The organism is Chryseobacterium potabilaquae (assembly GCF_902728265.1).
Classification (GTDB): domain Bacteria; phylum Bacteroidota; class Bacteroidia; order Flavobacteriales; family Weeksellaceae; genus Chryseobacterium; species Chryseobacterium potabilaquae.
Genome location: NZ_CACVBR010000003.1, coordinates 102576 through 128466 on the forward strand (window position 1 = coordinate 102576; position 25891 = coordinate 128466).

The following is a 25891-nucleotide window of genomic DNA, read 5'->3' on the forward strand; positions in this document are numbered from 1 at the left end:
TGCAATACATAATAGTATTAAAAAAAATATCCTGATATTGCTCAGGTTATTTTTTAATTTTAAAAACCAGGATTAAAGTAAACTACCCTTCCATTCATAGGTTGAATATGTCTAAAATTGGGTGCAGGATAAATTGCTTTATAAGAATTAAACTGTGCCGTTGATAATTGTTGCTTATTTTTTAATACAAACCAAGTTACTGGTCCACCATTTGTAATTGATGAATTTACTCCAAAATTAGGAGTGGTTAATGACCCGCTATAGGTATAATATTCACGAGTATTATCAGGCAATAAATTAGAAATATTAAATGGAATATTGGGAGAATTCACAGCATCACTCATTGTTGGAGATTGAGCAAATAAGTTTTCAAGAGAAGGATTTCCATTCCCTAAATCTACCATTATGCTCAAAACTAAATAAGAGTTATCTACAGCAATATTTACAAAATGAATTTCCATCGTACTATACATACCATCAATAGTATGCTCACTACTATAATGAAAATGAAGGCTCACAAGATTATATCTCTTCCCTTCCACTGTAATATAGTTATTGAGATTATCTGTATTGTTTATATTTATTTTAAGCTCTTCCCCAGCAACATTTACTACCGAATCTAAAGTCACTACTCCATAATGAATTATTGGCATATTACTATGAAAAGTAACTGCTTTTGAAGGGATAATATTAATTGGAGTTTGTGATTCTGCCACAGCTTTCGGAAAATCGGACATAATAATGGGTGTACTAATAATATTTTTAGGGTAAGAAGTAAACTCAATACTATTGATGTCTCTATCATTGTGACATGAAGTCATTAAAAGTACAGGAACAAATCCTAAAAAGGTAACAATTTTCTTTATATTGGATTTCAATTCCAATATATTACTTTTTTTCATATTCATTTGTGATAAAAATTAATTCTATTTTTAGTTTTATAAAATTAATCAGATTAGCCATTCGTAATCAACTCAAAATCAATATTTAATAAAATATTAATCGGAATTAAAATGTCATAAAATGGCAAATAATTTCAATCTAAAAATCTATATGAATTAAGAAAAATAAGTTTAGTTCACTTTTTAGTGATAGTCCTAAAAATAGAGAGTATTTGAAGTTTAATTTCAAAATAAAAATCCGTCCCAAAAAGGGACGGATCTTTTATAGTTTACGGCAAATATGCTCGTTATCACACTTTAATTTCTACATCAACACCACTTGGTAGCTCTAATTTCATTAAAGCATCAACTGTTTTAGATGAAGAAGAGTAGATATCCATCAATCTTTTATGAGCAGAAAGTTGGAATTGTTCTCTTGCTTTTTTGTTTACGTGTGGAGATCTCAACACAGTGAAGATCCTTTTATTTGTTGGTAATGGAATAGGACCGTTTACAACAGCACCAGTAGCCTTTACCGTTTTTACGATTTTTTCAGCAGATTTGTCTACTAAATTATAATCGTAAGATTTTAGTTTTATTCTGATTCTTTGTGACATTTTAATCTAATTTAAATATTAACCTTTAGCCTTAGCGATTACTTCTTCAGCAACGTTTGTTGGAGCTGCTTCATATTTTTCAAACTCCATAGATGATGTAGCTCTACCTGAAGATAAAGTTCTAAGTGAAGTTACATAACCAAACATTTCAGAAAGTGGAACGAAAGCTTTGATTACTTTTGCATTATTTCTGTCATCCATACCGTTTACAGTACCTCTTCTTCTGTTAAGGTCACCCACGATATCACCCATATATTCTTCTGGAGTTACTACCTCTAGTTTCATAATAGGTTCCATAATAACAGCTTTTGCAGCTCTACCAGCTTCTTTGAATCCCATCTTAGCAGCCAATTCGAAAGATAATTGATCCGAGTCAACCTGGTGGTAAGATCCGTCTTTCAATGTAATCTTCATCGCTTCAACTTCAAATCCAGCTAAAGGACCATTTTTCATAGATTCTTTGAAACCTTTTTCTACTGAAGGGATAAATTCTTTAGGAATGTTACCTCCTTTGATTTCGTTAATGAATTCAAGACCAGTTTTTCCTTCATCAGCAGGCCCAATTGTAAATACAATATCTGCGAACTTACCTCTACCCCCAGATTGTTTTTTATAAACTTCTCTGTGGTTAGCTGTTTGTGTAAGAGCTTCTTTATATTCTACTTGAGGCTGCCCTTGGTTAACTTCTACTTTAAACTCCCTTCTCATACGATCTACAATGATATCAAGGTGAAGTTCTCCCATACCAGAGATGATCGTTTGTCCAGAAGCTTCGTCAGTTTTAACTTGGAAAGTAGGATCTTCTTCAGCTAACTTAGCTAGAGCATTACCCATTTTATCCTGGTCAGCTTTAGTTTTAGGCTCAACAGCAATACCAATTACCGGATCTGGGAAGATCATTGATTCAAGAACAATTGGGTTCTTTTCATCGGATAAAGTATCTCCTGTTTTAATATCTTTAAATCCTACAGCTGCACCAATATCTCCTGCTTCAATAAATTCTACAGGATTTTGCTTGTTAGCATGCATCTGATAGATTCTAGAAATTCTTTCTTTGTTTCCAGATCTTGTGTTAAGAACATAAGAACCAGCATCAAGTCTTCCTGAATATGCTCTGAAGAATGCTAATCTACCTACGAATGGGTCAGTAGCAATTTTAAAAGCTAATGCAGAGAAAGGCTCTTTTACGTCTGGTTTTCTTGTGATTTCAGCATCAGTATTAGGATCAGTTCCTTTGATATCATCTTTATCCATTGGAGAAGGAAGATATTTACAAACTGCATCTAACATGAACTGTACTCCTTTGTTCTTGAAAGAAGAACCACAAGTCATTGGAATGATAGAAAGATCAATAGTAGCTTTTCTAAGAGCTTCGTTGATTTCGTCTTCAGAAATTGAATCTGGATCTTCAAAGAATTTCTCCATTAAAGTTTCATCGTAATCAGCAACAGCTTCTACTAATTTCTCTCTATATTCAAGAACTTCATCTTTCATATCATCAGGAATTGGAACCACTTCAAAAGTAGCACCTTGTCCTGCATCATCCCAGATGATCGCTCTATTCTTGATTAAGTCTACAACACCTTTAAAATCTTCTTCAGCACCGATTGGTAAAACAATTGGAACAGCATTAGATCCTAACATTTCTTTAACTTGTTTTACAACGTTAAGGAAGTCAGCACCTTGTCTATCCATTTTATTTACGAATCCCATTCTAGCAACTTTATAGTTGTCAGCAAGTCTCCAGTTTGTTTCAGACTGAGGCTCCACTCCATCTACTGCAGAGAAAAGGAATACCAATCCATCCAATACTCTCAAAGATCTGTTAACTTCTACTGTAAAGTCAACGTGTCCTGGTGTATCGATGATGTTGAAGTGATAAGGTTTAGTTTCAGGTAAAGATTTACCTTGATCTGTTGGGAAATTCCAGTTACAAGTAGTAGCAGCTGAAGTAATTGTAATACCTCTTTCTGCTTCTTGTTCCATCCAGTCCATTGTAGCGGCACCTTCGTGAACCTCACCTATTTTGTGAGTTTTCCCTGTATAGAATAAAATTCTTTCTGTAGTGGTAGTCTTACCTGCATCAATGTGCGCAGCAATACCAATATTTCTTGTAAATTTAAGATCTCTTCCCATTTCAGATTAGAATTTGAAGTGTGAGAAAGCTTTATTAGCTTCCGCCATTTTGTGAGTATCCGTTTTCTTTTTGAAAGCAGCTCCTTCTTCTCTAGAAGCAGCAACGATTTCATTAGCTAATTTCAAAGCCATAGACTTATCATTTCTAGCTTTAGAATATTTGATTAACCATTTCATCGCCATAGAAATTTTTCTATCAGCTCTGATTGGCATTGGAATTTGAAAGTTAGCACCTCCTACTCTTCTTGAACGCACTTCTACATGAGGCATTACATTAGTAAGGGCATCTTTCCAGATCTCAAGAGATGTTTTTTCGTTATCTCCTTTTTTAGTTTCTACTACATCTAATGCGTCGTAGAAAATTTTGAATGCGATTGACTTTTTACCGTCAAGCATTAAGTTATTTACAAATCTAGTTACCAATTGATCATTAAACTTTGGATCTGGTAACAACGGTCTTTTTTTCGCTTTTGTCTTTCTCATTGTTTTTGTACCTTATTTAATGATTATTTTTTCTTTCCTTTTGCTGGTGCAGCTGCAGCTTGACCTGGCTTAGGTCTCTTAGCTCCATACTTCGATCTTCTCTGTGTTCTTCCATTTACACCTGCAGTGTCTAATGCACCTCTTACGATGTGGTAACGTACTCCCGGTAGGTCTTTCACCCTTCCGCCTCTTACCAATACTATCGAGTGCTCTTGAAGATTATGTCCTTCGCCCGGGATGTAGGCGTTAACTTCTTTACCATTAGAAAGTCTTACCCTTGCAACTTTTCTAAGTGCAGAGTTAGGTTTCTTAGGTGTAGTAGTATATACTCTCGTACATACTCCACGTCTTTGTGGACAAGAATCAAGGGCAGCCGATTTGCTCTTCTTGGCAAGCGTGGCTCTTCCTTTTCTTACTAATTGTTGAATAGTAGGCATTTAATTGCTTTTTATTTTAAGCTGCAAAAATAGGAATAATTTTTTAATTGACAAGTAGTTATATTTAAATAATCTACACAATTAAATTTTATTTAATTACATGATAATAGAGCTTTTATGATAATCCTTTTATACATAAGGAAATTCTTTATGATTACCTTATCATATGATCACTAGAATTTTAATTGGGAAGTATATAAAACTGTAGACCTATCTTTTACCGTATCATATTTTAACCATTTTATTTGAGGATTAATAGTTCCTGCTATACTTTCTTTAAGTTTTCCTTTTTGATTATTGGTATGAGGATATTTTAAGGTCTTATCAATGATAGGAAAATAATAAATAGTCGTCGTTACTCTATTTTTTTCATCATTATAAAGATATTTTTTATGCCTGAATTTTACCATTTGAGGCTGAATTTTATTCTTATTTTCCAAATAATTTCCAGGATCCTTTACGTTATATAAAGTAAGAAACACTAAAAACAAGCACCCAATTCTTAAAATCAACTTATCGGAACTCTCATTTTGAAAATATAAAATAAGAAAAGAAAAGAATAAACAGACATTAGAAGCTGCCATTAACCTTACACTCATTTCTTCTATCTGCTGATACCAACCTGATACCAATAATGAAAAAGCATATACCCCTGCCATGACCCAAAGTAAAATATGAAAATAATATATTGGACTTTTTTTAGCTTTTTTATAGAAGTGGAGAAAATAGATAAAAATACAAATATCTATTACCAAAATTAAACATTGGAATATAATACTTCCCATACTATTCGATGCTGGCTTTATCCCAATAAATGGATCTATAGCGTTAGCTACACCAAGCAAATCACGAAGTAAATATAGAGGAAGCATTTCTGCAGGCTCTCCTCGCAAATTTTCTCCTGTAAAACTTCCAAAATGGAAAAAATTAAACAATAAATACCCCATAATACCTAGGCCTGATAGGATGGTAAATCCGATTAGAGCTTTAAAATAGATTTTCTTTCTTATCCTAAAATACATCAGAAAACAATAAAGGAGAATAGATAAATAAATATAAATTCCAGAATACCTCATCATAAACATCCCAATCAAAATAAGGGAAGCCCAAACCGCATTTTGATATAGCCCCAAATCTTTAGAAAAAATTTGATGAAGAAAGTAAAAAAGAAAATAGAGTAAGAATATGAATGGACCTTCTGACATTGCTCCAAAAAAAACAAAGAAAAAGGTTTTTCCTGTGAATAATAATACCGTCTCACGGAAGTAAAATTTCTTCAAATAAGAAAATAGTAAAATACTAACCGTAAAGAGGCAATTTAAAATTTTTGAAGCCCAAAAATAATCATCCAATACCCCTTTAAAAAACCTTAATAAAATAGGATAACCTAATGGAAAAAGATTAGTTTCCGGTGTAGGTAAATCCGCCGCAATTCCAAAATAAGAAAGACTATCTGCCCCTATACCCCCAAACGAAACACAGAGAGTTTGAATAAAATAAATGATAACCAATAAGATAGATAACACTTTATATTTTATCATAGATTTAGCCCTTTTAAAACCGCAATATTAAGCAAACTTATCCAAACTATTTTTAGAAATCATACTATAGTTATGATCTATAATAATTAAAGCAGGCTCCGTAAAATATTTACTAAATTTGCTATATAAAATAATAAACTCTTTAATAATATGAAAAATACTAATATTATTGGTCTAAAAGAAACCGACTGTAAAAATATTGCAGAAAAGCTAAATATCCTTTTAGCAAATTATTCTGTATTTTATCAAAATACTCGGGGATCTCATTGGAACATAAAAGGAGATCAGTTTTTTACCCTTCATCCTAAATTTGAAGAACTTTATAATAGCTTAGTTCTAAAAATTGATGAAATCGCAGAGAGAATCTTAACATTAGGGGCAACTCCTGCTCATAACTATTCCGATTATTTAAAGGTAGCAACAATCAAAGAAAGTAAAGAAGTAACAGACTCTAATAAAAGTGTAGAAAATATCTTAAGCTCCTTCAAAGTTGTTATCGATTTACAAAGAGAACTTTTAGATATTACAGATAAAGCAGGTGATGAAGGGACTAATTCCCAAATGAGCGACTATATTACAGAACAAGAAAAAGAAGTATGGATGTATAATTCTTATTTAGGCAAGTAAAACAAAAATTCATCTGAATATTATAAAAATCGTCATACATTTAGACGATTTTTATTTTTAATCCATATATTTGCGTAAAACAAACACAATTATGATTGACATTAGACTCAACTCCATACTCGATAATGATTTTTATAAAATTACAATGCAAAATGCAGTTGTAAAATTATTTCCCAGTTCTATTGTAAAATATGAATTTATCAATAGAGGAAAACATGAGTTTCCAGAAGGATTTGATATAGCATTAAGAGAAGCTGTGAATAAAATGGCTGAGCTTAAGCTCACCAAAGAAGAAAAAAAATTCATGGCAAGAACATGCCCCTATATTGATCTTCCCTATTTAGATTTTCTAGAGGGTTATCATTATGATCCTTCAGAGGTAAAAATTAGCCAAGAAGGAACCAGCTTATCTGTGATCGTAGAAGGGCTTTGGTATAGAACAATTTTATGGGAAGTTCCTTTGCTCGCATTGATAAGTGAGCTTCATTATGAAATGAATCATATGGAAAGAGACTCTAATGAAGTTGTAATGAATAAAACCCTAGAAAAGGCAGATTCTTTAGGAAGATTAAGCGTAAATTTTGCGGAATTTGGTACGAGGAGAAGGCATTCTTATAAAGTGCAAAATCTTGTGATGGAGGCTTTAACCCAAAACAAAAGCTCTACATTTATAGGAAGTTCAAATGTGCATTTTGCCATGAAATATGGTGTAAAGCCTATCGGAACTCATGCCCATGAATGGTTTATGTTTCACGCCGCAGAATATGGTTTCAAAATGGCTAATAAGCTAGCTTTAGAACATTGGGTTGATGTATATCGAGGCGATCTTGGAGTTGCTCTTTCGGACACTTATACAACAGATGTTTTCTTTCAACAATTTGATAAAAAATTCGCAAAACTTTTCGACGGCGTTCGCCATGATAGCGGAGCGCCACTCGAATTCGCAGACAAGACTATTGCTCATTATGAAAAACACGGAATTAATCCTCTTTTCAAATACATTATCTTCTCTGATGCATTAAATCTCGAAAAAGTAGAAGAAATTACCAATTACTGTAAAGGGAAAATAGGCATCTCTTTTGGAATCGGCACCAATCTCACCAACGATGTAGGTTTAAAACCGATGAATATTGTTATGAAACTCATAGGAGTACAAGCTCCCAATCACGAATGGATTCCCACGGTAAAACTTTCTGATGAGCACGGAAAGTATACCGGTGACAAAAAAATGATTGAATTAGCAAAAGAATTTTTACGAATAAAAGAATAAAAATCATAAACCATGAAAAACACATTCTTCCTTTTAGGAATTAGTTTTATCACAACCTCTTGCTTTGTTTATACAAAAGGACAAGACGGACAGCCTGGAAAACCCGGAAAAAATACAACTATAGATACGCCTAAAGTCAGATTTAACGAGGAGCTTGCAACTAAGTTAGGCGCCGATAAATATGGCATGAAAGCCTACACTATCGTCATGCTTACAACAGGTTCAACGAAAATTGAGGATAAAGCTAAAATGAGTGAATTGATGAAAGGGCATATGAACAACATTCACAAACTTGCTGATGAAGGTAAAATAGTGGTTGCAGGACCTTTTCTCGGACAAAATAAAGAAAACTATCGGGGAATGTTTATTTTTAATACAAAATCTAAAGAAGAAGCTGAGCAATGGGTAAAAACAGATCCTTCTGTACAAGCCGGAGTATTCAGCTATGAAATTTTTCCTTGGTATGGTTCAGCTGCATTACCCATGTATTTGGAACATCATAAAGAAATATCAAAAGAAAATCCATAGGACAGAAATCCTACATGTAAATAAATTATAAAAAATGAGGTAATCTAAATAAATAGGTCACCTTATTTTTTTAAATTTATATAAAAACAATCCATGAAAACCATAGAAGAAGTTCTCAAAAAACTTGACGAAATAATTATTTGGAGTAAAGAAAACCAAAGTCCCATAGGATATTTTGCTTCAACCTACAGAATTATGACCGCACAAGTATTGAAAGGAATTCAGCAAAAAAAATTTGAAGATAATCCCAGAATGGTTATATTAGATATTGCCTTTGCACAAAGATATCTTGACGCGTGGGAAAACTATCGAAAAGGTAAAAAATGTTCCAATTCTTGGTATATAGCATTTGAAGCTGCACAGAATAAAAATCTTTTGATTTTACAACACATCTTTCTTGGCATGAACGCTCACATTAATTTAGATCTTGGAGTGTCTGCTGCTTCCGTAATGCCCTACCGAAAAATAAACCCTCTAAAAAAAGACTTTGAAAATATTAATAACATCATCTCTTCCATTAATCAAAAAGTCCAGGATTCTTTAAATAAAATCTGCTATCCTGTTGATCTTATTGATAAAATATCAAATGGAAAAGATAATACCATATTAGATTTTGCTATTTCAAAGGCTAGAGAAACCTCATGGGCTACCGCAGTAATCACATCCAACACTCCTAATTTTTTAAGAAGCTCTGTCATCAATATTGTTGATTATGCCGCAGCTAAAATAGCATCACAAATTTTAAATCCAAAAATCCTCACTCCCTCTCTGTTGAAAGAATTAAAAAAATGCGAAAGCAATGATGTAACAAAGAATATTGATATTTTAGTGTCTACAAAAAGTATGTAATAAAAATACCGGAACAAGATGTTCCGGTATAACAAGAGAATCAAATTCTATAAATGGTCTAGCGTACTTTTTTTCGATACGCATAGAAAAATATAGTAGGTAATATTGTAAATGATAATATCATACATATGATTAATCCTCCTACAATCATAATTGCTAAAGGCTTTTGAATTTCAGAACCCATACCATTAGACATAGCTGCCGGAAACAATCCCATTGATCCCATCAAAGCAATCATTACCACAGGACGTATTCTACTTTGTACTCCTTTTGAAATGGCATCTTTAAGAGACATTTTATTTTGTAGATTTTCTTTCATGACACCTATCAAAACAATTCCATCAATAGTGGCCACTCCAAACAGAATGATAAATCCTATTCCCGCAGAGATTCCAAAAATCGTTCCTGTAAACCACAAGGATAAAAAGCCTCCAATAAAAGCAAAAGCCAGTGTTATAGAAGAAATTAAGGTATCTTTTATATTTCCAAAATTAAAGTATAATAACATTAAGATAAGGACCAAAGAAATAGGAACTACCATAGCTAATTGCTTTGCCGCTCTTTCTTTACTTTCAAATTCTCCGGCCCATGTCATTTTATTTTTCTTAGGGATATTAACATCTTTAGCAACTTTTTCTTTTGCTTCTTCTATTGTACTCCCCAAATCTCTTCCTTCTATATTAAAACCAACTCCAATATATCTGCTATTTCCTTCACGATAAATAAATGAAGGGCCTGTATGATAATCGATGGTGGCAATTTCTTTTAATGGTACTTTTTTATTGTCTTGAGTCGGAATTAAAATATCACCAATCTTTTCGGGAGTATCACGATATTGTTTGTCAAATCTTAACATGACATCAAACATCTTTTCATCTTCATAAAATTTGGTTGCAGCCTGCCCCCCAATAGTCATCTCAATAACAGCTTGAGCATCTGCAGTAGAAATTCCATACTTTGACATCTTAGCATCATGAAGCTGAATCCTCAACTCCGGGAGACCTATATTTTTAAAAACATTGACATCTGAAATTCCGGGAACTGTCTTAATAGAATTGGCGACCTGATTTGCATATTTTTCAAGCTCAAATAAATCATTCCCAAATATTTTAATAACTAATGGAGCTTTTACTCCAGCCACATACTCTTCTACATTATCTTGAATAGGTTGACTAAATCCGAAATTAATACCTGGATATCTTTCTAATGATACCCTCATATCTTCCAGTAGCTGTTCCTTGGATATCTTTTTCTTCCATTCCTCTTCCGGCTTCAACTGAATATTAAATTCTATATTAAAGAAACCTGTAGGATCTGTACCGTCATTAGGACGTCCCGTCTGTGTCATTACAAATTTCACTTCATCATATTTCATTAAAATACCCTTCATTTCTTTTGTAAGTCGTACCGATTCTTCAAGATTCACACTATTAGGTAATGTTGCACGCACATAAATTGCCCCTTCATTCAGTTTAGGTAAAAATTCAGATCCATAATTTGAGAAACGCCATATACAAACTGTCATCAAAGCAACAAAACCTACCATAAAAGCTTTTCTATAACGAATGCTTAGTTCATAAAACTTATAGATATTTACGCGGAAAAACCTTGAAATAAAATTTTCTTTTTCTTCTATATTTTTAGTAAGTAATAACTTACACATAGCCGGCACATAGGTTAAACTCAGAATCAACGATCCTAACAAAGCATATCCTAAGGTAAAAGCCAGTGGAGAGAACATCTTTCCTTCTACTTTTTGGAAAGAAAAAATAGGCATCAAAGCAACAATAAGAATCAGTAGCGCAAAGAATATATAACTCGCAACACTTCCTGCACTCTTTTTAATAATCCCCAATTTGGACATCTTATTAAAGCGGGCTAAACCAACCTCTTTCGACTTATGCTCTAAGGCAACAAAGACATGTTCCACAATAACGAGTGTTCCTTCTAAGAGTAATCCAAAATCCAAAGCGCCCATCGAAATTAAATTAGCTGGTAACCCTTGAATTTTCAGCATTATAATCGCAAAAAGAAACGCTAGAGGAATAACAGAAGCCACAATAAATGTAGTTCTCCAATTGTATAGAAAAATAAATACAATAAGGGAAACTAAAATGACACCTTCTACAAGATTTTTAGAAACCGTATGAACAGTCGTATTTACAAGTTCTGTACGATCAATAATTGGCACAATCTGAACATCTCCCGGCAATTCGCCCCCATTAAGCTCAGTAATTCTATCTTTTAGTCTCGATATCACTTCACTTGGATTTTCACCACGAAGCATGATTACAATACCTTCTACTACATCATCTTTTTCATTATATCCCACTTGCCCTAATCTTGGCTTTGCAGAAACCCTTACCTCCGCTACATGTTTTACTAAAATAGGAGTAGATCCCTTAACTTCAATCTGAATATTTTCAATATCTTCTTTACTTTCTAAAAGCCCAATCCCTCGAACAACATACGCTTGATCTCCTTTAGAGACAACATCCCCTCCTACATTAATATTACTTTTAGAAACCGCTTCATACACATCCAATGGAGAAAGGTCATAGTTATGTAATTCTGTAGGATTGATTTTAATTTCATATGTTTTTTCTTCGCCTCCAAAACTAACCACGTCTGCTACACCTGGAACTGCAAGTAATTCCCTTTCAATTACCCAATCCTGGACAGATGTAATTTCTTTGATGGGTAGCTTACTTTTAATCATATAACGATAGATCTCTCCGGTAGCGCCCGAAGGGGGTTCTATACTATATTCTGCTCCATTGGGCAATTCTACATTTCCAAGTCTATTGGAAGCATATTGCTGAGCATAAAAATCACCCACATGATCATCAAAAACTACTGTGACTACAGAAAGTCCAAACAAAGAAATAGACCGTACAGAAGTTTTGTTAGGTATTGTATTCATTTCCTTAGAAATAGGTAAAGTAATAAACTTCTCTATTTCTTCTGCACTTCTTCCCGGCCACTGAGTAATTACCCTTACTCTTGTATTGGTAACATCAGGAAAAGCTTCAATCGGGGTATGAATATATGAATAAATTCCTCCGGCCAATAAAAGAATTGTTCCAAAAAGAACAATAAGTGAGTTCTTTAAAGAGAAGGAAACTATATTCTGAACAAATTTTCTCATTCTTTCGGTTTATTATTTAGATTGGGTTTTCAGATTTTCATAAATGAGCAATCCGTTTGACTCAATAATACTTTCTCCTGATTTTAAATCTCCCTCAACATAACTATATTGAGCATTTGATGCGATCTCATTCACAGCTCGAATTTCCAACTCACAATCTTTTTTATACACGATTACAAAACTTTGATTATTATCAAAAATCAATGCCTTTTGAGGAATTGCTAACGCACTTTTATTTTGAGAATTAATAGGCAAAACAATATCTGCAGACATTCCTGGTCTGAGTTTCATATTGTTATTATCCATAATAATTTTTGCTTTCAGTACCCTTTCATTTTCATTAAAAACTTGAGAAATGGCATTTACTTTCCCAGAAAAACTGTCATCCGGATACGCGAGTGTTTTTACTATTGCGGGTTGATCAACATGTACATGCCTCATATTCGTAGCATATACATTAGCCATGACCCAAACCTTATCTAGATTTGAAATCGTAAAAAGAGGATCACTTCCTGCCGTTACAGGCATTCCGTTTGATACATTTTTTTCTATTACATATCCATCAGCTGGAGCCTTAATTTGAATATTATTTCCTCCGGCAGAATACAGTTGCATATTTTTTCTCGTTTTTGAAATATTAGATTCTAAAATCTGTACCTCAGATTTTGCTTCTTGCAAATCTTTTTGAGAAGCTATATCATCTTTATACATAGCTTCTACAGAGGATAGTTTTCTTTTTGCAACAGCTAATTGCGCTTGTAAAGTCTGAGTATCATCTTGCATTTCATTTAAGGAAGTACTTTTGACATTCGCTAATACCTGACCTTTCTTTACGTAGTCTCCCAAAGAAAAATAGGTTTCTGTCACTACCCCATCTACTAGGCTTACAAACGGAACTGTTTTATCTGAGTTACTTTCAACTTCTCCGGTTAGCGTAATACTTTCTTCTATTGGCAGTGTTTTTACTTGAGCCAGCTTTATATCTTTTTTAAGCTCTTTACTAATACAATAATTTGTTCTTTCTTCAGCAGCAGCCTGCTTTTTCTCTGTACAACCCACCATTGTTACAATAGTGGCAAAATAAATGACAGCGATATATTGAATCCTATTTTTTTTCATATTTATAAATCTTGTCCTACCACATATTGTAGGTTTTCATAGTATTGATTAAGTTCCTTTTTAGTATCTAAAATGATTGTTTTATTTCCAATATAAGTATCTAGAAAATCCATATATTCTAACATACTTATATTCCTAAGTCTAAAGTTTTTCTCATGACTGATAAGCAGATTATCTAAAGTCTCTTCATAAGAAGCATCAATATCATGAGAAATTTGCTGGGTCCCTACATAATTTCTAAACACTGAACTAATCTCGTTTTCAGATTTTAGTATATTCTTTCGGGTTTCATTTTTTGTTTTCTCAATTTCTAATTTTGCTTCCTGAATATTCCCTTTATTGCGATCAAAAATGGGCAGATCAAAAGAAATTCCTAAACCAATAAAATCTTTCATGATATTCCCTCCACGATCATACCCTATTGATAATGCAAGATCCGGTGTTTTTAATGCGTTTTGTAATTCCAGATTTTTTTGAGCAGATTTTTCTTTATTTTTAGTAATAAGAATATCTGGTCGATTTTCTTTTGCTTTTTCTATCCATTGATCAAGCTCTAGCTCTGAGAGCTCTTTCTCTGGCATTGTAAAAGAATCAGAAATAACAATGTGTGTTTTTGCCGGAAACATTAATAATGCTTTCAATTCTACCTGTTGCTCTTCTACCTCCTGTCTTAAAGAAATCAGTTTCTTTTTAAAATCAATTTCTTGAGCTTTTAAACGAACATATTCTGCTTTGCTTATATTCCCTAAGTTTAATTGATTATTATATGATGCAGTAAGTTTTTCTATAGAAGAAATCTGACCTTCATACATCTTTTGCTGTTCCTGATTGTACAAGATTTCAGTGATTGTATTCCGTAAAGTTTTTTTAAGCTCACGTAAAACTTCCTGTAATTCATACTTTTCTCCATCCACTTCAATTTTCTGAAGTTCTATATTTTTCCTTCTCTTACCGGCAGTTTGTATCACCTGTTCTATTTCAGCAGAAATCTGAAAATTCTGCCCCCAATTCCCAATTAGAGCCGGCTGTTCTTCTATATCATATGTTTTCCATAAGTTCACCTCACTAATACTTAATGTTGGATTCGGCCAAAATTTCGCCTGCAACACACGAGCTTCAGCTTGCGAGATCTCCAATTTCTGAGCGATAAGATCCAAATTATTGGCAAGAAAAATAGACTCGGCTTCTTTCCTGCTCATCCTGATGGTGTCCCCGGTTTGTGCCGAGAATAGACCGCAAAACTGAATAAACAATAAAATTAAAATCGTTTTTTTCAAAATATTACATTTTAGAAGTACAAAAGTATCTTCCAAAAATTAAAGCCAATTTCAGGTGGTATTAAAGTTCAGTTAATCTAAAATTAGAATTTGATTAGAATGGAAAATGGGACTCGAATATTTGTAACAAAAAAAGGAAAGAACTTAGGAATTTGACGAAATAAAAACAGCCTACCAGTTTCATTGTAGCGAACTGATAAACAGATTATTTAAGAGAAAACGATCTTAGAAATTATTTCTTAATCTTCTATATGATGGGAAAATCTATTAAAAAATAGGATATTATAATTAAGGACTTTTCTTAAAAGGAAATATAAGCGTAACATCAGTTCCCTGATTAAGGATAGATTCAATCTTCATGACAATTTGATGATGATCAAAAATACTTTTGGATAACGACAACCCTATTCCACTTCCTTTTACTCCTTCTACATTTTTTCCTCGATAAAAGGTTTCGGTAATTTTAACCAAATCTTCTTGTGAAATTCCTTTTCCTTTATCTGAAACTCTAATATGTAACTGGTTATTTTCCTCAAAAAGTTGTATAGATACGTCACTTCCTGCAGAATATTTAATCGCATTTTCTACAATATTATACAGGGCTAAATAAAGTAAGGTTTCATTCCCTTGAAATTCTAATGAAAAAGAGTGGGTAACCAACAGTTTTATGGTAATACCTGAATTATGTTTCCTCGTATTGGGTTCTAATTTTTCATAGATTTTCCAAATCAATTCATCAATTCTAATCGTTTGATGGGATTCCTCAAGCTTGGCAAGTCCCGACATTAACAAAAGATTGTTTAAAATATTCTCAATCTCGTATACATTTTCCAAGGATTCTTTTGCAACAGCACGATACTCTTCAGGCGTTCGGTCTTTTTGGGCAAAAACCTCCAAACTCCCGGAAATTGCAGCTAAAGGAGTTTTAAATTCGTGTGAAACATAATTGATGAAATTTTGTTGCAACAGAATACTTTCTGAAATTCTACCAAAAAGTTTATTATATGACTTTATAAGGTCTTCCACTTCATCATGGGTATTCGCAGTAGTAATGGCTTGCGAAATATCATTGTAATCAACAGCGTTAATATGGTTAACTACATTAGAAATAGGCTTATAAACAATTTTTGACAAATACCTACTCAAGAAATAAATAACCAGCAAACCAATTAACAATACAGAAAGCATAATAATGGAAAGCCTAACCATTTGAGCTTTGAAAGAATTATTTGAATACTTTACAAAAACAACAAAATCTCCTTGATTGTCAGAATAAAAAATACCATAGTAAAAATTATTATCTGACATAAACTGAACCCTTTTATTACTCCTAGCAATTTTTAGGTGTTGTATTTTAATATGAGGATCATGAACATTTTTTCCAAAAGTAACTGTATTATTCTTATCATAAACTGCCACTTGCCTATTTTCAATAAGGCTATTATATTCTTTTTTTATTTGTGCATGGCGATTTTTAGGAAGCTCATCTTTTTCTAGATAATAAATGGCAGAAATAAGTGCAGTATTTTTTAATTTTTCAAAATAAAAAATCTTTGTACTATCATAGTATGCAAAAAATATTACGCCAAAAGTAATGACAGAAACAACCCCAAATGAAAGGCTGGATATCAATGTAAATCTATTTCTTAATGTCATATCAATCTTTGACCAGATAACCTGTTCCTTTTATTGTATGAATAATTTTTTCTTCTTCTTCATCAATCTTGTTACGTATATAGGATATATAAACATCTACAAGATTGGTATTATTATCAAAATTAATCCCCCAAACACTATGTAAAATTTGCGTCCTACTCAGTACTTTATTCTTATTTTCTAATAAAAAACTCAGTAATTTATATTCTGTGGGCGAAAACTCTATCTCTTTACCATTTTGAGTCACTCTATGCAAATCTTTATTAATAATAATATTACCACATCGCAAAAACTGCATTTCTTCTTGATAACTCATTCTATTTCTTCTGGTTAAAGCTTTTATTCTAGAAATCAGTTCTTCAAAATGAAATGGTTTTGATAAATAGTCATCAGCCCCCAAATCAAGCATATTTATTTTATCATCAGGACTATTTAAGGCACTAATAACCAAAATTGGAGTATAATTGCCTTTAAACCGAATCATTTGTGTAAGCTGCATTCCATCTAATCCTGGAAGCATAATATCCATTAGAATAACTTCAAATTCATAGGCACCAATCAACTCCCTTGCTTTCTCTCCGGAATCTGCTAGCGTCACATAATATCCAATCTCAGTAAGGCCTTTTACAAGAAAATTACTGATCCGTTGATCATCCTCAACCAATAAAATATTCATATCTCAGAAATTTCCCATAAATATAGGCATCAAAAAAATAACTTCACCTATTAATTTTGTGATTCGGAGGTTAGCTTATCATAATCTATTTTTTATCATTCTCTTTTTTCATAATTTTGAAAAATGGAGATGACATATTTAATCATTGGATTTATTATCGGGGGCCTTCTGGGAGCCATTATTTTATATTTTATATTGAAATCCTCAATGGTTTCAAGAACCTTGTATGATGAACTTAACACCCTACAGATTAGAAATAATTCTGATTTGGAAAATTCTAACATTAAAATTCAGGAATTAAACCTATCTATAGAAAAAGAAAAAGAATTACATCTACAAAGTGTCGATATATTAAATGATGTAAAGAATGAATTGGCAAAAATTTCTGCTGAACATTCTTCTCTTAATACCCAGTTTTTAGAACAAAAGCAAATTAATACCAAACAAACCAATCAAATCGAAAATCTTTTAACAGAGAAACAAACTATTTTTGCTAAAAACTCAGAACTTTTTGCTATTAATGAAAGTTTGAAAAACTCTTTAGAAACTCAAAAAGAAGATCTTTTAAAAATTCAAAAAGAAGCCAAACTTCAGTTTGAAAATGTAGCCAGCAAGATTTTAGAAGAAAAAACAGAAAAGTTTACGACTTTAAATCAAAGCAACCTAAAACTCATTTTAGAGCCGTTCCAAGAAAGGATTAATGATTTAAAAAACAGAGTAAACGAAGCATATGAAAAAGAAAATAAAGAACGTTTCTCTTTAGCAGAAAAAGTAAAAGAACTGGCCGAACTTAATCAACAAATATCTGAAGATGCGAAAAAGCTAACTCGAGCTCTTAAAGGCGAAAGTAAAACGCAAGGGAATTGGGGTGAAATGATTCTTGAAAGTATTCTCGAAAAATCCGGATTGGTAAAGGGAAGAGAATATTTTCTGGAACATGAACTTCGTGATGAGGATAATAAAGCTTTATTTTCTGAATTTTCTGGAAAAAAAATGCGGCCTGATGCGGTTATAAAATATCCAGATGAAAGAAATGTAATTATTGATTCGAAAGTTTCCTTAACCGCTTTTACAGAATTAGTAGATGAATCAGATCAGGATGTCTATATCATAAAATTAAATCAACATTTATCTTCTATTAAAAATCATATTCAACAATTAAGTCAAAAAGCCTATGATGATTATGGTAAATCACTTGATTTTGTTATGATGTTCATACCCAGTGAGCCCGCTTATATTGCTGCTATGCAAGCAGATCAGAATCTTTGGAATTTTGCATACGAGAGACGAATTTTATTATTGAATCCAAGTAATTTGATTACTTCTCTAAAATTGATTGCTGATCTTTGGAAGCGAGAACATCAAAACAGAAATGCCTTTGAAATAGCAGAAAGAGGAGCCAAATTATATGATAAATTTGTAGGCTTTGTAGACAATCTGGAAAAAGTGGGTAAAAATCTTGATCAAGCAAAAAGCGTTTATAATGATGCCTATAAACAACTTTCAACAGGGAATGATAATCTTGTCATCCAAACGCAAAAATTAAAGTCGCTAGGAATTAAAAACAAAAAAGAACTCCCTCAAAGTATGATTGATACTTCCAATTCTTCTATAGATATTCCGAATGAATAATCACTTAAAAATGTTGTTTCCTGAGAAGCAACATTTTTTTTAAATGTTGAATTTTATATAATTTTGTAAAATGTTAATAGAAAGCTTTCAGAACGACAAAGTAAAAAACTTAATCAAACTTATAACAGATAATAGATTCAGGAAAAAATCAGGAGTTTTCGTTGTAGAAGGACAACAAGAAAATGAACGCGCTCAACAATTTCATTTTGAAGTTACAGAGTTTTTCATCTGTGAGAATATTTATCAAAAAGAATTACCACAAGGGAAAATTCATTTAGTGAGTGAAAAAGTTTATGATAAAATCGCATATAGAGGCAGTTCGGAAGGAGTTATAGGAGTATATAATATAAAAAACGATGAATTATCATCATTCCAACCCAAAAAAGGTTCTACAATCATTGTAGTAGAAGGAGTTGAAAAACCAGGAAATTTAGGTGCTATATTAAGAAGCTGTGAAGCCTTTGGTATTGATGCTCTTATTGTTGCCGATGGAAAAACTGATTTTTATAATCCTAATGTAATCAGATCAAGTGTGGGTTGCCTCTTTGGAATGAAAATTTTTCAAGCTATGAATGAGGAAACACTAGCATTTCTTGAAAAAAATGATTTCAATATCTATACAACAATAATGGATGAAACGTCTAAAGATATGAGCCAAAGAGATTTTAAAGAAAAGTCGGCGGTCATATTTGGAACTGAACATTCAGGACTCAGCGACTTTTGGATAGGGAAAGGACAAAATACATTAATTCCAATGTCGGGAAGTATTGATTCTCTAAATTTAAGTAATGCCGTTGCCATTACCTGCTATGAAGCACTTAGACAAAAAAAATAAATCATCTTATTAAATTTAAATCGCATAAAAAAACCGCATCACTAGGTGAGCGGTTTCTTTATTTTTAAAGCGTAAGCTAGAATTATTTCTTAGCAGCTTCTTTAGTTGCATCTTTAGCAGCATCAGCAGCTCCTTTAGCAGCATCAGCAGCTCCTTTAGCAGCGTCAGCAGCACCAGCAGCAGCTCCTTTAGCAGCTTCAGCACCAGCAGCAGTAGTTGCAGCAGCAGCATCTTTAGCAGCATCTACAGTAGTAGTCGCAGCAGAATCAACAACTTGAGCAGCAGAATCAGCTACAACAGCAGCAGAATCAGTAGCAGCAACAGCAGCAGAATCAGCAGATCCTTCAGTAGAAGTAGTTTCTCCTTTTTTACAAGCAACTAGAGAGATTGCAGCGATAGCAGCTACGAATAATGACTTTTTCATAATAAATTAAATTTAATTTTGTTAATATTGTTTTTAAATAATTTCTTATCTGTTCTGTTATTTGAACAAGACAAAGGTAGAGCAGATAGAAAATTTGTCTATGAAAAATAATTGTAATAACTTTGTAAAATAGTTTTACAAAAAAACAATACTAATAATCAACATTTTAATTATTTTAGATACAATTGACAGACTTAGATCTATTACATTTTGAGCAGCTAAAAAAAGATGTCCAAGCTCAATATTTAAAAGAATACACTCCTTCCTTTGAGGATATTTCAAAATGGAAGGGCATAGATATTATATATTTTCAGGAAGATCTTCGAAAAAAGGCTAAAGGAAATATTAGTGAAAAATCATTTTATACCTATTTTAAGAATTCACCGGTAACAAAACTACCACGAATTGATATGCTTAATTTATTAAGTATTTACTCTGGCTATGATTCATGGTACGAGTTTAAAAAGCAACATCTTTTCGCAGGTGAATTACTACAAGAGGAGGAAGAAATTAATGAAGAGGATATAGTAGAATCTGAACAAACCGCTCAGGATTCTCTTACTACTACACCAAGAACAAATGTCTTCACAACCATTGAAGACATTCCATCACAAAACGCTGATTTACAAAAAAATAATACTGATAATCAACAAATTGAGCTTAAGCCCGAATTAAATAAAATAACAAAAACTCATGATATAAAATCAAAAAAGAATTTTTTCAAAAAAAATGCTTGGGCTATTGTAACGTCCATATTAATCATGATAACGGGTATTTTAGGATTTAAAGATGAAATTTTTTCAAAAACACATAAATACTGCTTTACAGATGCCGACAGAGGAGTGTCTGTAATTAATACACTAGAAATAAAAATAATAAAGGAAAATGAATCCCCCATTCTTTATAAAATAAAACCAGGTGAGTGTTTCTACTATTCCACCAAGGATAAAAATTTAAAAATGCAAATTAGTGCTCCCTTCTATGAGTATTTAGAAGTAAATAGGAATTTAGAAAATGCACCTGAAGAAGAAATGATCGAGCTAAAACCTGACGATTATAAAATGGCAGTCAACTACTTCTCAGTAAAAGACGCGAATGGAAATCCTGAGCAGCTTAGACAAAAAAGAAATCAATTAGAAAATTTAATCAGTAATAGCGCTATCATCTATCAGGTTTATGATAACAATACTTATGGGATAGAAAGGCTGGATAAGCAAAAATACATTACTTTAGTAACCACTCCTACTACGTCTTTGAAGAATCTTAACGTAATAGAAATGAAAAAAGATAACAAAGGAAAAATAATCTCCATTAAATTTAAAATTGCATCTACAGATGAAAAGAATCAATAGTTTTTTAATTTTTTCGGTATTGCTTGTTCTATTTGTTTCATGTAATAATAAAAAATCAGAGGTAAGCGATTTAGAAAAGCTCAGAAATAGCAATAATGCCAAAACTTATCCTGCTGTGCAAATGGACAGCGCACAAGCTATTAATTTTATCACCAAACAAAAAGTCCAAGAATTACTGGATTTATCTACGCTGTATCTTTCAGGAAATAGAAATACAGAGATTGATTCGGCTATATATTCTCAAATGGAAAGCTACTTTCATAAGCCAGATAGTGTTACTTTTAAAAACTTATTTAAAGAAATGGATAGCTTAAAAGTAAAAACCGTAAAAGTAAATAATCTGGAAGTTTACAAAGACTATTATAAAAAAGACACCTTGGATTTCGCAAAATTCAGTGTAGAATATTTCGATAATAAAAACAAATCTTTAGGATCCTTTAACAGAAATGCACAATACATATTGCTTTCCATGCCTAATACCAACAAAGAGTTTAAGTTCTTTTTCCTTAATTTTTATTCTACTCCGCTCAAAAAAGACAGCACTTCCCTAGGAGTAACCAAGTAGTGTAAGGAAATATCATTTTCCCAAACATCCTCAATCATTTCATTGGGGCTAAAATAATTAATCCCCACCTTTTTAGATTCAGGAGAAATATCCTGAAAGAAAGCATCATAAAATCCTTTTCCATATCCTACTCTATTTCCGTTAAAATCGCAGTATAAAAGAGGCGTAATAATATAATGAAAATGAGTTTCCTCGGAATCCCTATTAGAAATAGGCTCTAAAATTCCCCAAGGATTAGATTCAAAAACAGTATCTTCAAAAATTTCAATATTAATAAGTTTATTATCAATAACTTTAGGAACAAATACCCGAATATTTTGACTCAAAAAATAGGTAATGAACATGAATGTATTTATTTCATTAAACTTCTTTATTGGAGTAAAAATATGAATCTTCTGATCTTCAACAGGACTAAAATAGTCTACAAAATTGTTGAATATTTTTTCAGATAACAATAAAGCCTCATCGGATGATAAGGCTTTTCTTTTTTGTATATATATTTTTCTAAGTTCTGCTTTTAGCATGGCAATATCATATTACTTTAACCGAAATAATTTTCACCGGACAAGCTTTAGCAGCTTTATCACATGGTTCATAAGCTTCAGCATTGGGTGTTTTTAATGTATAAAAACCTTTTTTATCAATTGTTTTCAAAAGTACTGATTTCCCGTCTTTTTTAGACATTCTAAAAAATTCAGGAGCAAATTCTGCACAGTAATTACAACCAATACATTTATCCCTTTGAAGCGTTACTATTACCATTATGCTTGTACTATTTTATACAGTTTATCACTAGGCCTTATACGGAAAGTGGTAGGAAATGTAATTACATCCGATTTAGTTGCTTTTTCAGAATTTCCTTTCTCATCAACCATCATACTTTCAACAATCATTTCCTGGGAACCTGTAGTCGGCCCTTGAATGAGAACTTTATCTCCCACACTAAGATCATACGCTTCAATCACAAATTCAGCAATATTAGACTTTGGATAGAAATGTCTTCCTTTTCCTATATACACTTTTTTTTGAGTTGCACTTGAACCAGAATTTGGAGACCATTCACCCAATTCTTGCCCTAAATAATACCCACTCCAAAAACCTCTATTATATACAGTTTCCAATTGTGTCATCCATTCATTTACTTTTTCTTGAGAAAATGTTCCTTCTGCAATAGAATCAATTGCTTCTCTATAACATTTTGTAACAGCAGCTACATATTCAGGAGCCCTACCTCGACCTTCTACTTTAAGAACTTTAACCCCTGCTTCCACAATTTCATCCAAAAAGCCTATTGTACAAAGATCTTTTGGAGACATCATATATTCATTATCCAGTTCAATCTCAAAACCGGATTCTTGATCAATAACTGTATATTTTTTACGACAATTTTGTTTACATGCTCCTCTATTGGCAGAAGAATTATGAGAATGTAGGCTTAAATAACACTTCCCGGATACTGCCATACATAATGCTCCATGACCAAAAATCTCCACTTCAACCAGATTTCCCGAAGGACCTTTTACCTGATCTTTTTCAATTTGAGTACAGATTTTTTTAATTTGAGAAATACTTAGTTCCCGACTCATTACCATAGTATCAGCAAAAAGAGCATAAAATTTTACCGTTTCAATATTGGTAATGTTAATTTGTGTCGAGATGTGTACTTCCATGCCAATTTGTCTGGCATAGGATATTACTGCCTGATCCATTGCAATCACTGCGGTAAGATTGGCGTCTTTAGCTTTATCTAAAAGAGTTTTTATAATAGATAAATCATGATCATATATAATGGTATTAAGTGTAAGATAGGTTCTTACCCCTTTCTCAGCGCATCTTCTGGAGATTTCAGGAAGATCTTCGATTGTAAAGTTCATCGTCGCTCTAGCACGCATATTCAGCTGCTCAACTCCAAAATACACAGAGTCTGCTCCATTATCTATAGCTGCTTGTAGTGATGTAAAATCACCCGCAGGAGACATTAATTCTATTTTTCCGCTTTTTGTCATTTCTTTTTGAGAAAATTTTTGCAAAGATAGTCATTTTTCAATTGAGTATATTTATCAGATAAAATTACCACCTCTATATTATGTACAATATGTCACATTTTCTTTAATATAATTTTAAGATTCGTTAAGTCTACATTTAAGTATTGTGACATAATATAGAAATAATGGCTATCACTGTTAAATTTTAGTTAAAACTGAAACATTACATTACAATTGCATACCTATTTAGCATTAAATTTGTTTACTGTAAAATGAAAAACTTAAACATAATATATAACAAACATAAGAAAGATATACAATGAAGAGTACTTTAAAAAAACTATTACCATTTGCCGTAGTAGGAGTTTTATCAGGAGCTACTACCGTTGGGGCACTAAAATATTTTGATCACACAGCCAATAATGGGGATCAATCTTATTTTACAAAATCATCGAATACTTCATTTGTGGGTATGAATAGTGCTGCTATAGGTGATGATTTCGTAAAATCAGCTAAAACAACAGTTCCTGCGGTAGTAACAATTAAAAATTACCAAAGCAGAACAGCATCAAGCAGGGCTTCGGAACAAGATTTATTTGATTTCTTTTTCGGAGATCCTCTAGGAGGAAGAGGCCAACAAAGGCAGAAACAACAACAAGTTCCAGACAATATGCCTTCGGGGATGGGTTCCGGAGTTATTATTTCTCCTGACGGATACATTATATCCAACAATCATGTGGTGGCAGGAGCTAATAAACTAGAAGTTGTTTTAAGCAACAAAAAATCTTATATCGCTACTTTGGTAGGTACGGACCCTAATACTGATATTTCTTTATTAAAAATAGAAGAAAAGGGATTACCTTATCTCAACTTTGCCAACTCGGATAATATTGAAGTCGGACAATGGGTTCTCGCAGTCGGAAACCCTCTTGGTCTAAACTCAACAGTTACAGCAGGTATTGTTTCTGCTAAAGGTCGAGGAATTGGTATTCTAAGTTCTCAAGGGAAAGCTGCTAATCCTATTGAAAGTTTTATTCAGACGGATGCCGCTATTAATCCCGGTAACTCTGGAGGAGCTTTAGTTAATACAAATGGAGACTTAATTGGTATTAACTCTGCTATTCAATCTACTACAGGATATTATCAAGGATACGGATTTGCTGTTCCTTCCAATTTAGCTCGTAAAATTATTGAAGACATTAAAAAATTCGGAATGGTACAAAGAGGATTCCTTGGAGTACAGTCGCTAGATCTTTCTGATGAAATGCAGGTTTCCGCCTATAATAAACAAAACAAAACCAATATAAAATCTGGTTCGGGAGTTTATATTACGAAATTTGGAGATAATAGTGGAGCTGAAGATGCCGGTCTTAAAATGGGTGATATTATAACAAAAGTTGACAACTATCCAATTACTGACTTTGCCGATCTTTCTGTATCAATTGGAAGTAAACGTCCTGGTGATAAAGTTCAAGTAACTTATTTAAGAAATGGTAAAGAGAGCACCACTACCGTGACTTTAAAAGACCAAAAAGGAGGCACCTCCACAAGAACAAAGGCAGACCTTTCTGTCACTGAAAAAATTGGATCAGACTTTGAGCCATTGAGTGATAGATTTAAAACAGATTATGGATTAAATAGTGGAGTTGTGGCAAAAAATGTAACAGAAGGAAGTGAGATGGCCAAAATTGGTATAGTCGATAATTACATTGTGATTGAGATTAATGGAAAACCCGTAAATTCGCAAAAAGACGTTGAAAAGATACTCGATAGGTATCAAGGAAATGTTCAAGTTAAATTTGTAGATGAATATGGTAGAATTTACACAAAAGGCTTTAAAATGCCTTAACAAT

At 32.5% G+C, this 25891-nt stretch carries 24 protein-coding genes; 9 read left to right on the plus strand and 15 right to left on the minus strand.

The genetic code is table 11. The features are described from left to right. Nucleotides 1-59: 59 nt before the first annotated feature. The 6 genes from CHRY9293_RS03035 to CHRY9293_RS03060 form a co-directional block, all read right to left on the minus strand. Nucleotides 60-902: a carbonic anhydrase family protein gene (locus CHRY9293_RS03035; RefSeq protein ID WP_162031536.1), complete on the minus strand. Its 843-nt coding sequence runs from the start codon at nucleotides 900-902 to the stop codon at nucleotides 60-62. 290 nt (nucleotides 903-1192) lie between these two features. Next, entirely contained in the window at nucleotides 1193-1498 is a 306-nt protein-coding gene (rpsJ, locus tag CHRY9293_RS03040; RefSeq protein WP_002661363.1) for a 30S ribosomal protein S10, read from the minus strand. A gap of 18 nt (nucleotides 1499-1516) precedes the next feature. Then, on the minus strand, nucleotides 1517-3634 hold the full coding sequence (gene fusA / locus CHRY9293_RS03045) for an elongation factor G (protein ID WP_122545913.1): 2118 nt from the start codon (nucleotides 3632-3634) through the stop codon (nucleotides 1517-1519). Between the two features lie 6 nt (nucleotides 3635-3640). Then, on the minus strand, nucleotides 3641-4117 hold the full coding sequence (gene rpsG / locus CHRY9293_RS03050; protein ID WP_122545912.1) for a 30S ribosomal protein S7: 477 nt from the start codon (nucleotides 4115-4117) through the stop codon (nucleotides 3641-3643). Nucleotides 4118-4140: 23 nt separating this feature from the next. Beyond that, complete coding sequence (rpsL, locus tag CHRY9293_RS03055; protein ID WP_002983146.1) at nucleotides 4141-4554, minus strand: 30S ribosomal protein S12; 414 nt, start codon at nucleotides 4552-4554, stop codon at nucleotides 4141-4143. A gap of 173 nt (nucleotides 4555-4727) precedes the next feature. After that, nucleotides 4728-6095 carry a hypothetical protein gene (locus tag CHRY9293_RS03060; RefSeq protein ID WP_162031537.1) on the minus strand — a complete coding sequence of 456 codons (1368 nt, stop codon included), beginning with the start codon at nucleotides 6093-6095 and terminating at the stop codon, nucleotides 4728-4730. A 150-nt stretch (nucleotides 6096-6245) separates the two neighbouring features. Between CHRY9293_RS03060 and CHRY9293_RS03065 the strand changes: the two genes are divergently transcribed. The 4 genes from CHRY9293_RS03065 (at nucleotide 6246) to CHRY9293_RS03080 (ending at nucleotide 9369) form a co-directional block, all read left to right on the plus strand. Then, the gene (locus CHRY9293_RS03065) at nucleotides 6246-6722 is read left to right on the plus strand and encodes a Dps family protein (RefSeq protein WP_162031538.1); all 477 of its coding nucleotides are present in this window, start codon (nucleotides 6246-6248) and stop codon (nucleotides 6720-6722) included. A gap of 91 nt (nucleotides 6723-6813) precedes the next feature. After that, on the plus strand, nucleotides 6814-7992 hold the full coding sequence (gene pncB, locus CHRY9293_RS03070) for a nicotinate phosphoribosyltransferase (RefSeq protein ID WP_162031539.1): 1179 nt from the start codon (nucleotides 6814-6816) through the stop codon (nucleotides 7990-7992). A gap of 12 nt (nucleotides 7993-8004) precedes the next feature. After that, on the plus strand, nucleotides 8005-8520 hold the full coding sequence (locus tag CHRY9293_RS03075) for a YciI family protein (RefSeq protein WP_228455453.1): 516 nt from the start codon (nucleotides 8005-8007) through the stop codon (nucleotides 8518-8520). A 93-nt stretch (nucleotides 8521-8613) separates the two neighbouring features. After that, entirely contained in the window at nucleotides 8614-9369 is a 756-nt protein-coding gene (locus tag CHRY9293_RS03080; protein ID WP_162031540.1) for a DUF5995 family protein, read from the plus strand. A 58-nt stretch (nucleotides 9370-9427) separates the two neighbouring features. Here the strand turns inward: CHRY9293_RS03080 and CHRY9293_RS03085 are convergent, their stop codons facing one another. The 5 genes from CHRY9293_RS03085 to CHRY9293_RS03105 form a co-directional block, all read right to left on the minus strand. Then, nucleotides 9428-12517, minus strand: coding sequence for an efflux RND transporter permease subunit (locus CHRY9293_RS03085; RefSeq protein ID WP_162031541.1), 3090 nt, complete (start codon nucleotides 12515-12517; stop codon nucleotides 9428-9430). A gap of 12 nt (nucleotides 12518-12529) precedes the next feature. Next, nucleotides 12530-13636: an efflux RND transporter periplasmic adaptor subunit gene (locus tag CHRY9293_RS03090; RefSeq protein ID WP_162031542.1), complete on the minus strand. Its 1107-nt coding sequence runs from the start codon at nucleotides 13634-13636 to the stop codon at nucleotides 12530-12532. A 2-nt stretch (nucleotides 13637-13638) separates the two neighbouring features. After that, nucleotides 13639-14913 (minus strand): TolC family protein, encoded by a 1275-nt coding sequence (locus CHRY9293_RS03095; protein ID WP_228455454.1) that lies wholly within the window; start codon nucleotides 14911-14913, stop codon nucleotides 13639-13641. Nucleotides 14914-15201: 288 nt separating this feature from the next. After that, nucleotides 15202-16569, minus strand: a complete 1368-nt coding sequence (locus tag CHRY9293_RS03100) for a sensor histidine kinase (RefSeq protein ID WP_162031543.1) — start codon at nucleotides 16567-16569, stop codon at nucleotides 15202-15204. Nucleotide 16570: 1 nt separating this feature from the next. Continuing rightward, nucleotides 16571-17245 (minus strand): response regulator transcription factor, encoded by a 675-nt coding sequence (locus CHRY9293_RS03105; RefSeq protein ID WP_162031544.1) that lies wholly within the window; start codon nucleotides 17243-17245, stop codon nucleotides 16571-16573. A gap of 123 nt (nucleotides 17246-17368) precedes the next feature. On the opposite strand from CHRY9293_RS03105, the gene rmuC reads away from it, so the two are divergent. Further along, nucleotides 17369-18877, plus strand: coding sequence for a DNA recombination protein RmuC (gene rmuC, locus CHRY9293_RS03110; protein WP_394351018.1), 1509 nt, complete (start codon nucleotides 17369-17371; stop codon nucleotides 18875-18877). Between the two features lie 70 nt (nucleotides 18878-18947). Continuing rightward, nucleotides 18948-19712 (plus strand): TrmH family RNA methyltransferase, encoded by a 765-nt coding sequence (locus CHRY9293_RS03115; RefSeq protein ID WP_162031545.1) that lies wholly within the window; start codon nucleotides 18948-18950, stop codon nucleotides 19710-19712. Nucleotides 19713-19794: 82 nt separating this feature from the next. On the opposite strand, the gene CHRY9293_RS03120 is transcribed toward CHRY9293_RS03115, so the two are convergent. After that, complete coding sequence (locus tag CHRY9293_RS03120; RefSeq protein WP_122545902.1) at nucleotides 19795-20136, minus strand: hypothetical protein; 342 nt, start codon at nucleotides 20134-20136, stop codon at nucleotides 19795-19797. Nucleotides 20137-20321: 185 nt separating this feature from the next. Between CHRY9293_RS03120 and CHRY9293_RS03125 the strand changes: the two genes are divergently transcribed. Together CHRY9293_RS03125 and CHRY9293_RS03130 are read left to right on the plus strand one after the other, a co-directional pair. Next, on the plus strand, nucleotides 20322-21488 hold the full coding sequence (locus tag CHRY9293_RS03125) for a hypothetical protein (RefSeq protein ID WP_162031546.1): 1167 nt from the start codon (nucleotides 20322-20324) through the stop codon (nucleotides 21486-21488). Next, the gene (locus CHRY9293_RS03130) at nucleotides 21472-22053 is read left to right on the plus strand and encodes a hypothetical protein (protein ID WP_162031547.1); all 582 of its coding nucleotides are present in this window, start codon (nucleotides 21472-21474) and stop codon (nucleotides 22051-22053) included. The genes CHRY9293_RS03125 and CHRY9293_RS03130 overlap by 17 nt, the downstream gene beginning before the upstream one ends. On the opposite strand, the gene CHRY9293_RS03135 is transcribed toward CHRY9293_RS03130, so the two are convergent. From CHRY9293_RS03135 to CHRY9293_RS03145, 3 genes are read right to left on the minus strand one after another with little or no spacing between them, the layout of a single operon-like run. Beyond that, complete coding sequence (locus CHRY9293_RS03135) at nucleotides 22002-22577, minus strand: 5-formyltetrahydrofolate cyclo-ligase (RefSeq protein WP_162031548.1); 576 nt, start codon at nucleotides 22575-22577, stop codon at nucleotides 22002-22004. The two genes, CHRY9293_RS03130 and CHRY9293_RS03135, sit on opposite strands and share 52 nt — an antisense overlap. A 7-nt stretch (nucleotides 22578-22584) precedes the next feature. Beyond that, entirely contained in the window at nucleotides 22585-22815 is a 231-nt protein-coding gene (locus CHRY9293_RS03140) for a ferredoxin (RefSeq protein WP_162031549.1), read from the minus strand. Continuing rightward, complete coding sequence (locus CHRY9293_RS03145) at nucleotides 22815-24059, minus strand: peptidase U32 family protein (RefSeq protein ID WP_162031619.1); 1245 nt, start codon at nucleotides 24057-24059, stop codon at nucleotides 22815-22817. Before CHRY9293_RS03145 ends, CHRY9293_RS03140 begins: the two co-directional genes overlap by 1 nt. Nucleotides 24060-24357: 298 nt before the next feature. On the opposite strand from CHRY9293_RS03145, the gene CHRY9293_RS03150 reads away from it, so the two are divergent. Continuing rightward, on the plus strand, nucleotides 24358-25887 hold the full coding sequence (locus CHRY9293_RS03150; RefSeq protein ID WP_162031550.1) for a trypsin-like peptidase domain-containing protein: 1530 nt from the start codon (nucleotides 24358-24360) through the stop codon (nucleotides 25885-25887). Nucleotides 25888-25891 lie beyond the last annotated feature (4 nt).

Bases quoted from the DNA above. Each gene is read 5' to 3' on its own strand.
- CHRY9293_RS03080 (WP_162031540.1), top strand. From the start codon at position 8,614: ATGAAAACCATAGAAGAAGTTCTCAAAAAACTTGACGAAATAATTATT.
- CHRY9293_RS03105 (WP_162031544.1), bottom strand. From the start codon at position 17,245: ATGAATATTTTATTGGTTGAGGATGATCAACGGATCAGTAATTTTCTT.
- CHRY9293_RS03100 (WP_162031543.1), bottom strand. From the start codon at position 16,569: ATGACATTAAGAAATAGATTTACATTGATATCCAGCCTTTCATTTGGG.
- rpsG (WP_122545912.1), bottom strand. From the start codon at position 4,117: ATGAGAAAGACAAAAGCGAAAAAAAGACCGTTGTTACCAGATCCAAAG.
- pncB (WP_162031539.1), top strand. From the start codon at position 6,814: ATGATTGACATTAGACTCAACTCCATACTCGATAATGATTTTTATAAA.
- CHRY9293_RS03130 (WP_162031547.1), top strand. From the start codon at position 21,472: ATGAAAAGAATCAATAGTTTTTTAATTTTTTCGGTATTGCTTGTTCTA.
- CHRY9293_RS03090 (WP_162031542.1), bottom strand. From the start codon at position 13,636: ATGAAAAAAAATAGGATTCAATATATCGCTGTCATTTATTTTGCCACT.
- fusA (WP_122545913.1), bottom strand. From the start codon at position 3,634: ATGGGAAGAGATCTTAAATTTACAAGAAATATTGGTATTGCTGCGCAC.
- CHRY9293_RS03060 (WP_162031537.1), bottom strand. From the start codon at position 6,095: ATGATAAAATATAAAGTGTTATCTATCTTATTGGTTATCATTTATTTT.
- CHRY9293_RS03085 (WP_162031541.1), bottom strand. From the start codon at position 12,517: ATGAGAAAATTTGTTCAGAATATAGTTTCCTTCTCTTTAAAGAACTCA.
- CHRY9293_RS03145 (WP_162031619.1), bottom strand. From the start codon at position 24,059: ATGACAAAAAGCGGAAAAATAGAATTAATGTCTCCTGCGGGTGATTTT.
- CHRY9293_RS03065 (WP_162031538.1), top strand. From the start codon at position 6,246: ATGAAAAATACTAATATTATTGGTCTAAAAGAAACCGACTGTAAAAAT.
- rpsJ (WP_002661363.1), bottom strand. From the start codon at position 1,498: ATGTCACAAAGAATCAGAATAAAACTAAAATCTTACGATTATAATTTA.
- CHRY9293_RS03115 (WP_162031545.1), top strand. From the start codon at position 18,948: ATGTTAATAGAAAGCTTTCAGAACGACAAAGTAAAAAACTTAATCAAA.
- rmuC (WP_394351018.1), top strand. From the start codon at position 17,369: ATGGAGATGACATATTTAATCATTGGATTTATTATCGGGGGCCTTCTG.
- CHRY9293_RS03075 (WP_228455453.1), top strand. From the start codon at position 8,005: ATGAAAAACACATTCTTCCTTTTAGGAATTAGTTTTATCACAACCTCT.
- CHRY9293_RS03140 (WP_162031549.1), bottom strand. From the start codon at position 22,815: ATGGTAATAGTAACGCTTCAAAGGGATAAATGTATTGGTTGTAATTAC.
- CHRY9293_RS03035 (WP_162031536.1), bottom strand. From the start codon at position 902: ATGAAAAAAAGTAATATATTGGAATTGAAATCCAATATAAAGAAAATT.
- rpsL (WP_002983146.1), bottom strand. From the start codon at position 4,554: ATGCCTACTATTCAACAATTAGTAAGAAAAGGAAGAGCCACGCTTGCC.
- CHRY9293_RS03135 (WP_162031548.1), bottom strand. From the start codon at position 22,577: ATGCTAAAAGCAGAACTTAGAAAAATATATATACAAAAAAGAAAAGCC.
- CHRY9293_RS03120 (WP_122545902.1), bottom strand. From the start codon at position 20,136: ATGAAAAAGTCATTATTCGTAGCTGCTATCGCTGCAATCTCTCTAGTT.
- CHRY9293_RS03150 (WP_162031550.1), top strand. From the start codon at position 24,358: ATGAAGAGTACTTTAAAAAAACTATTACCATTTGCCGTAGTAGGAGTT.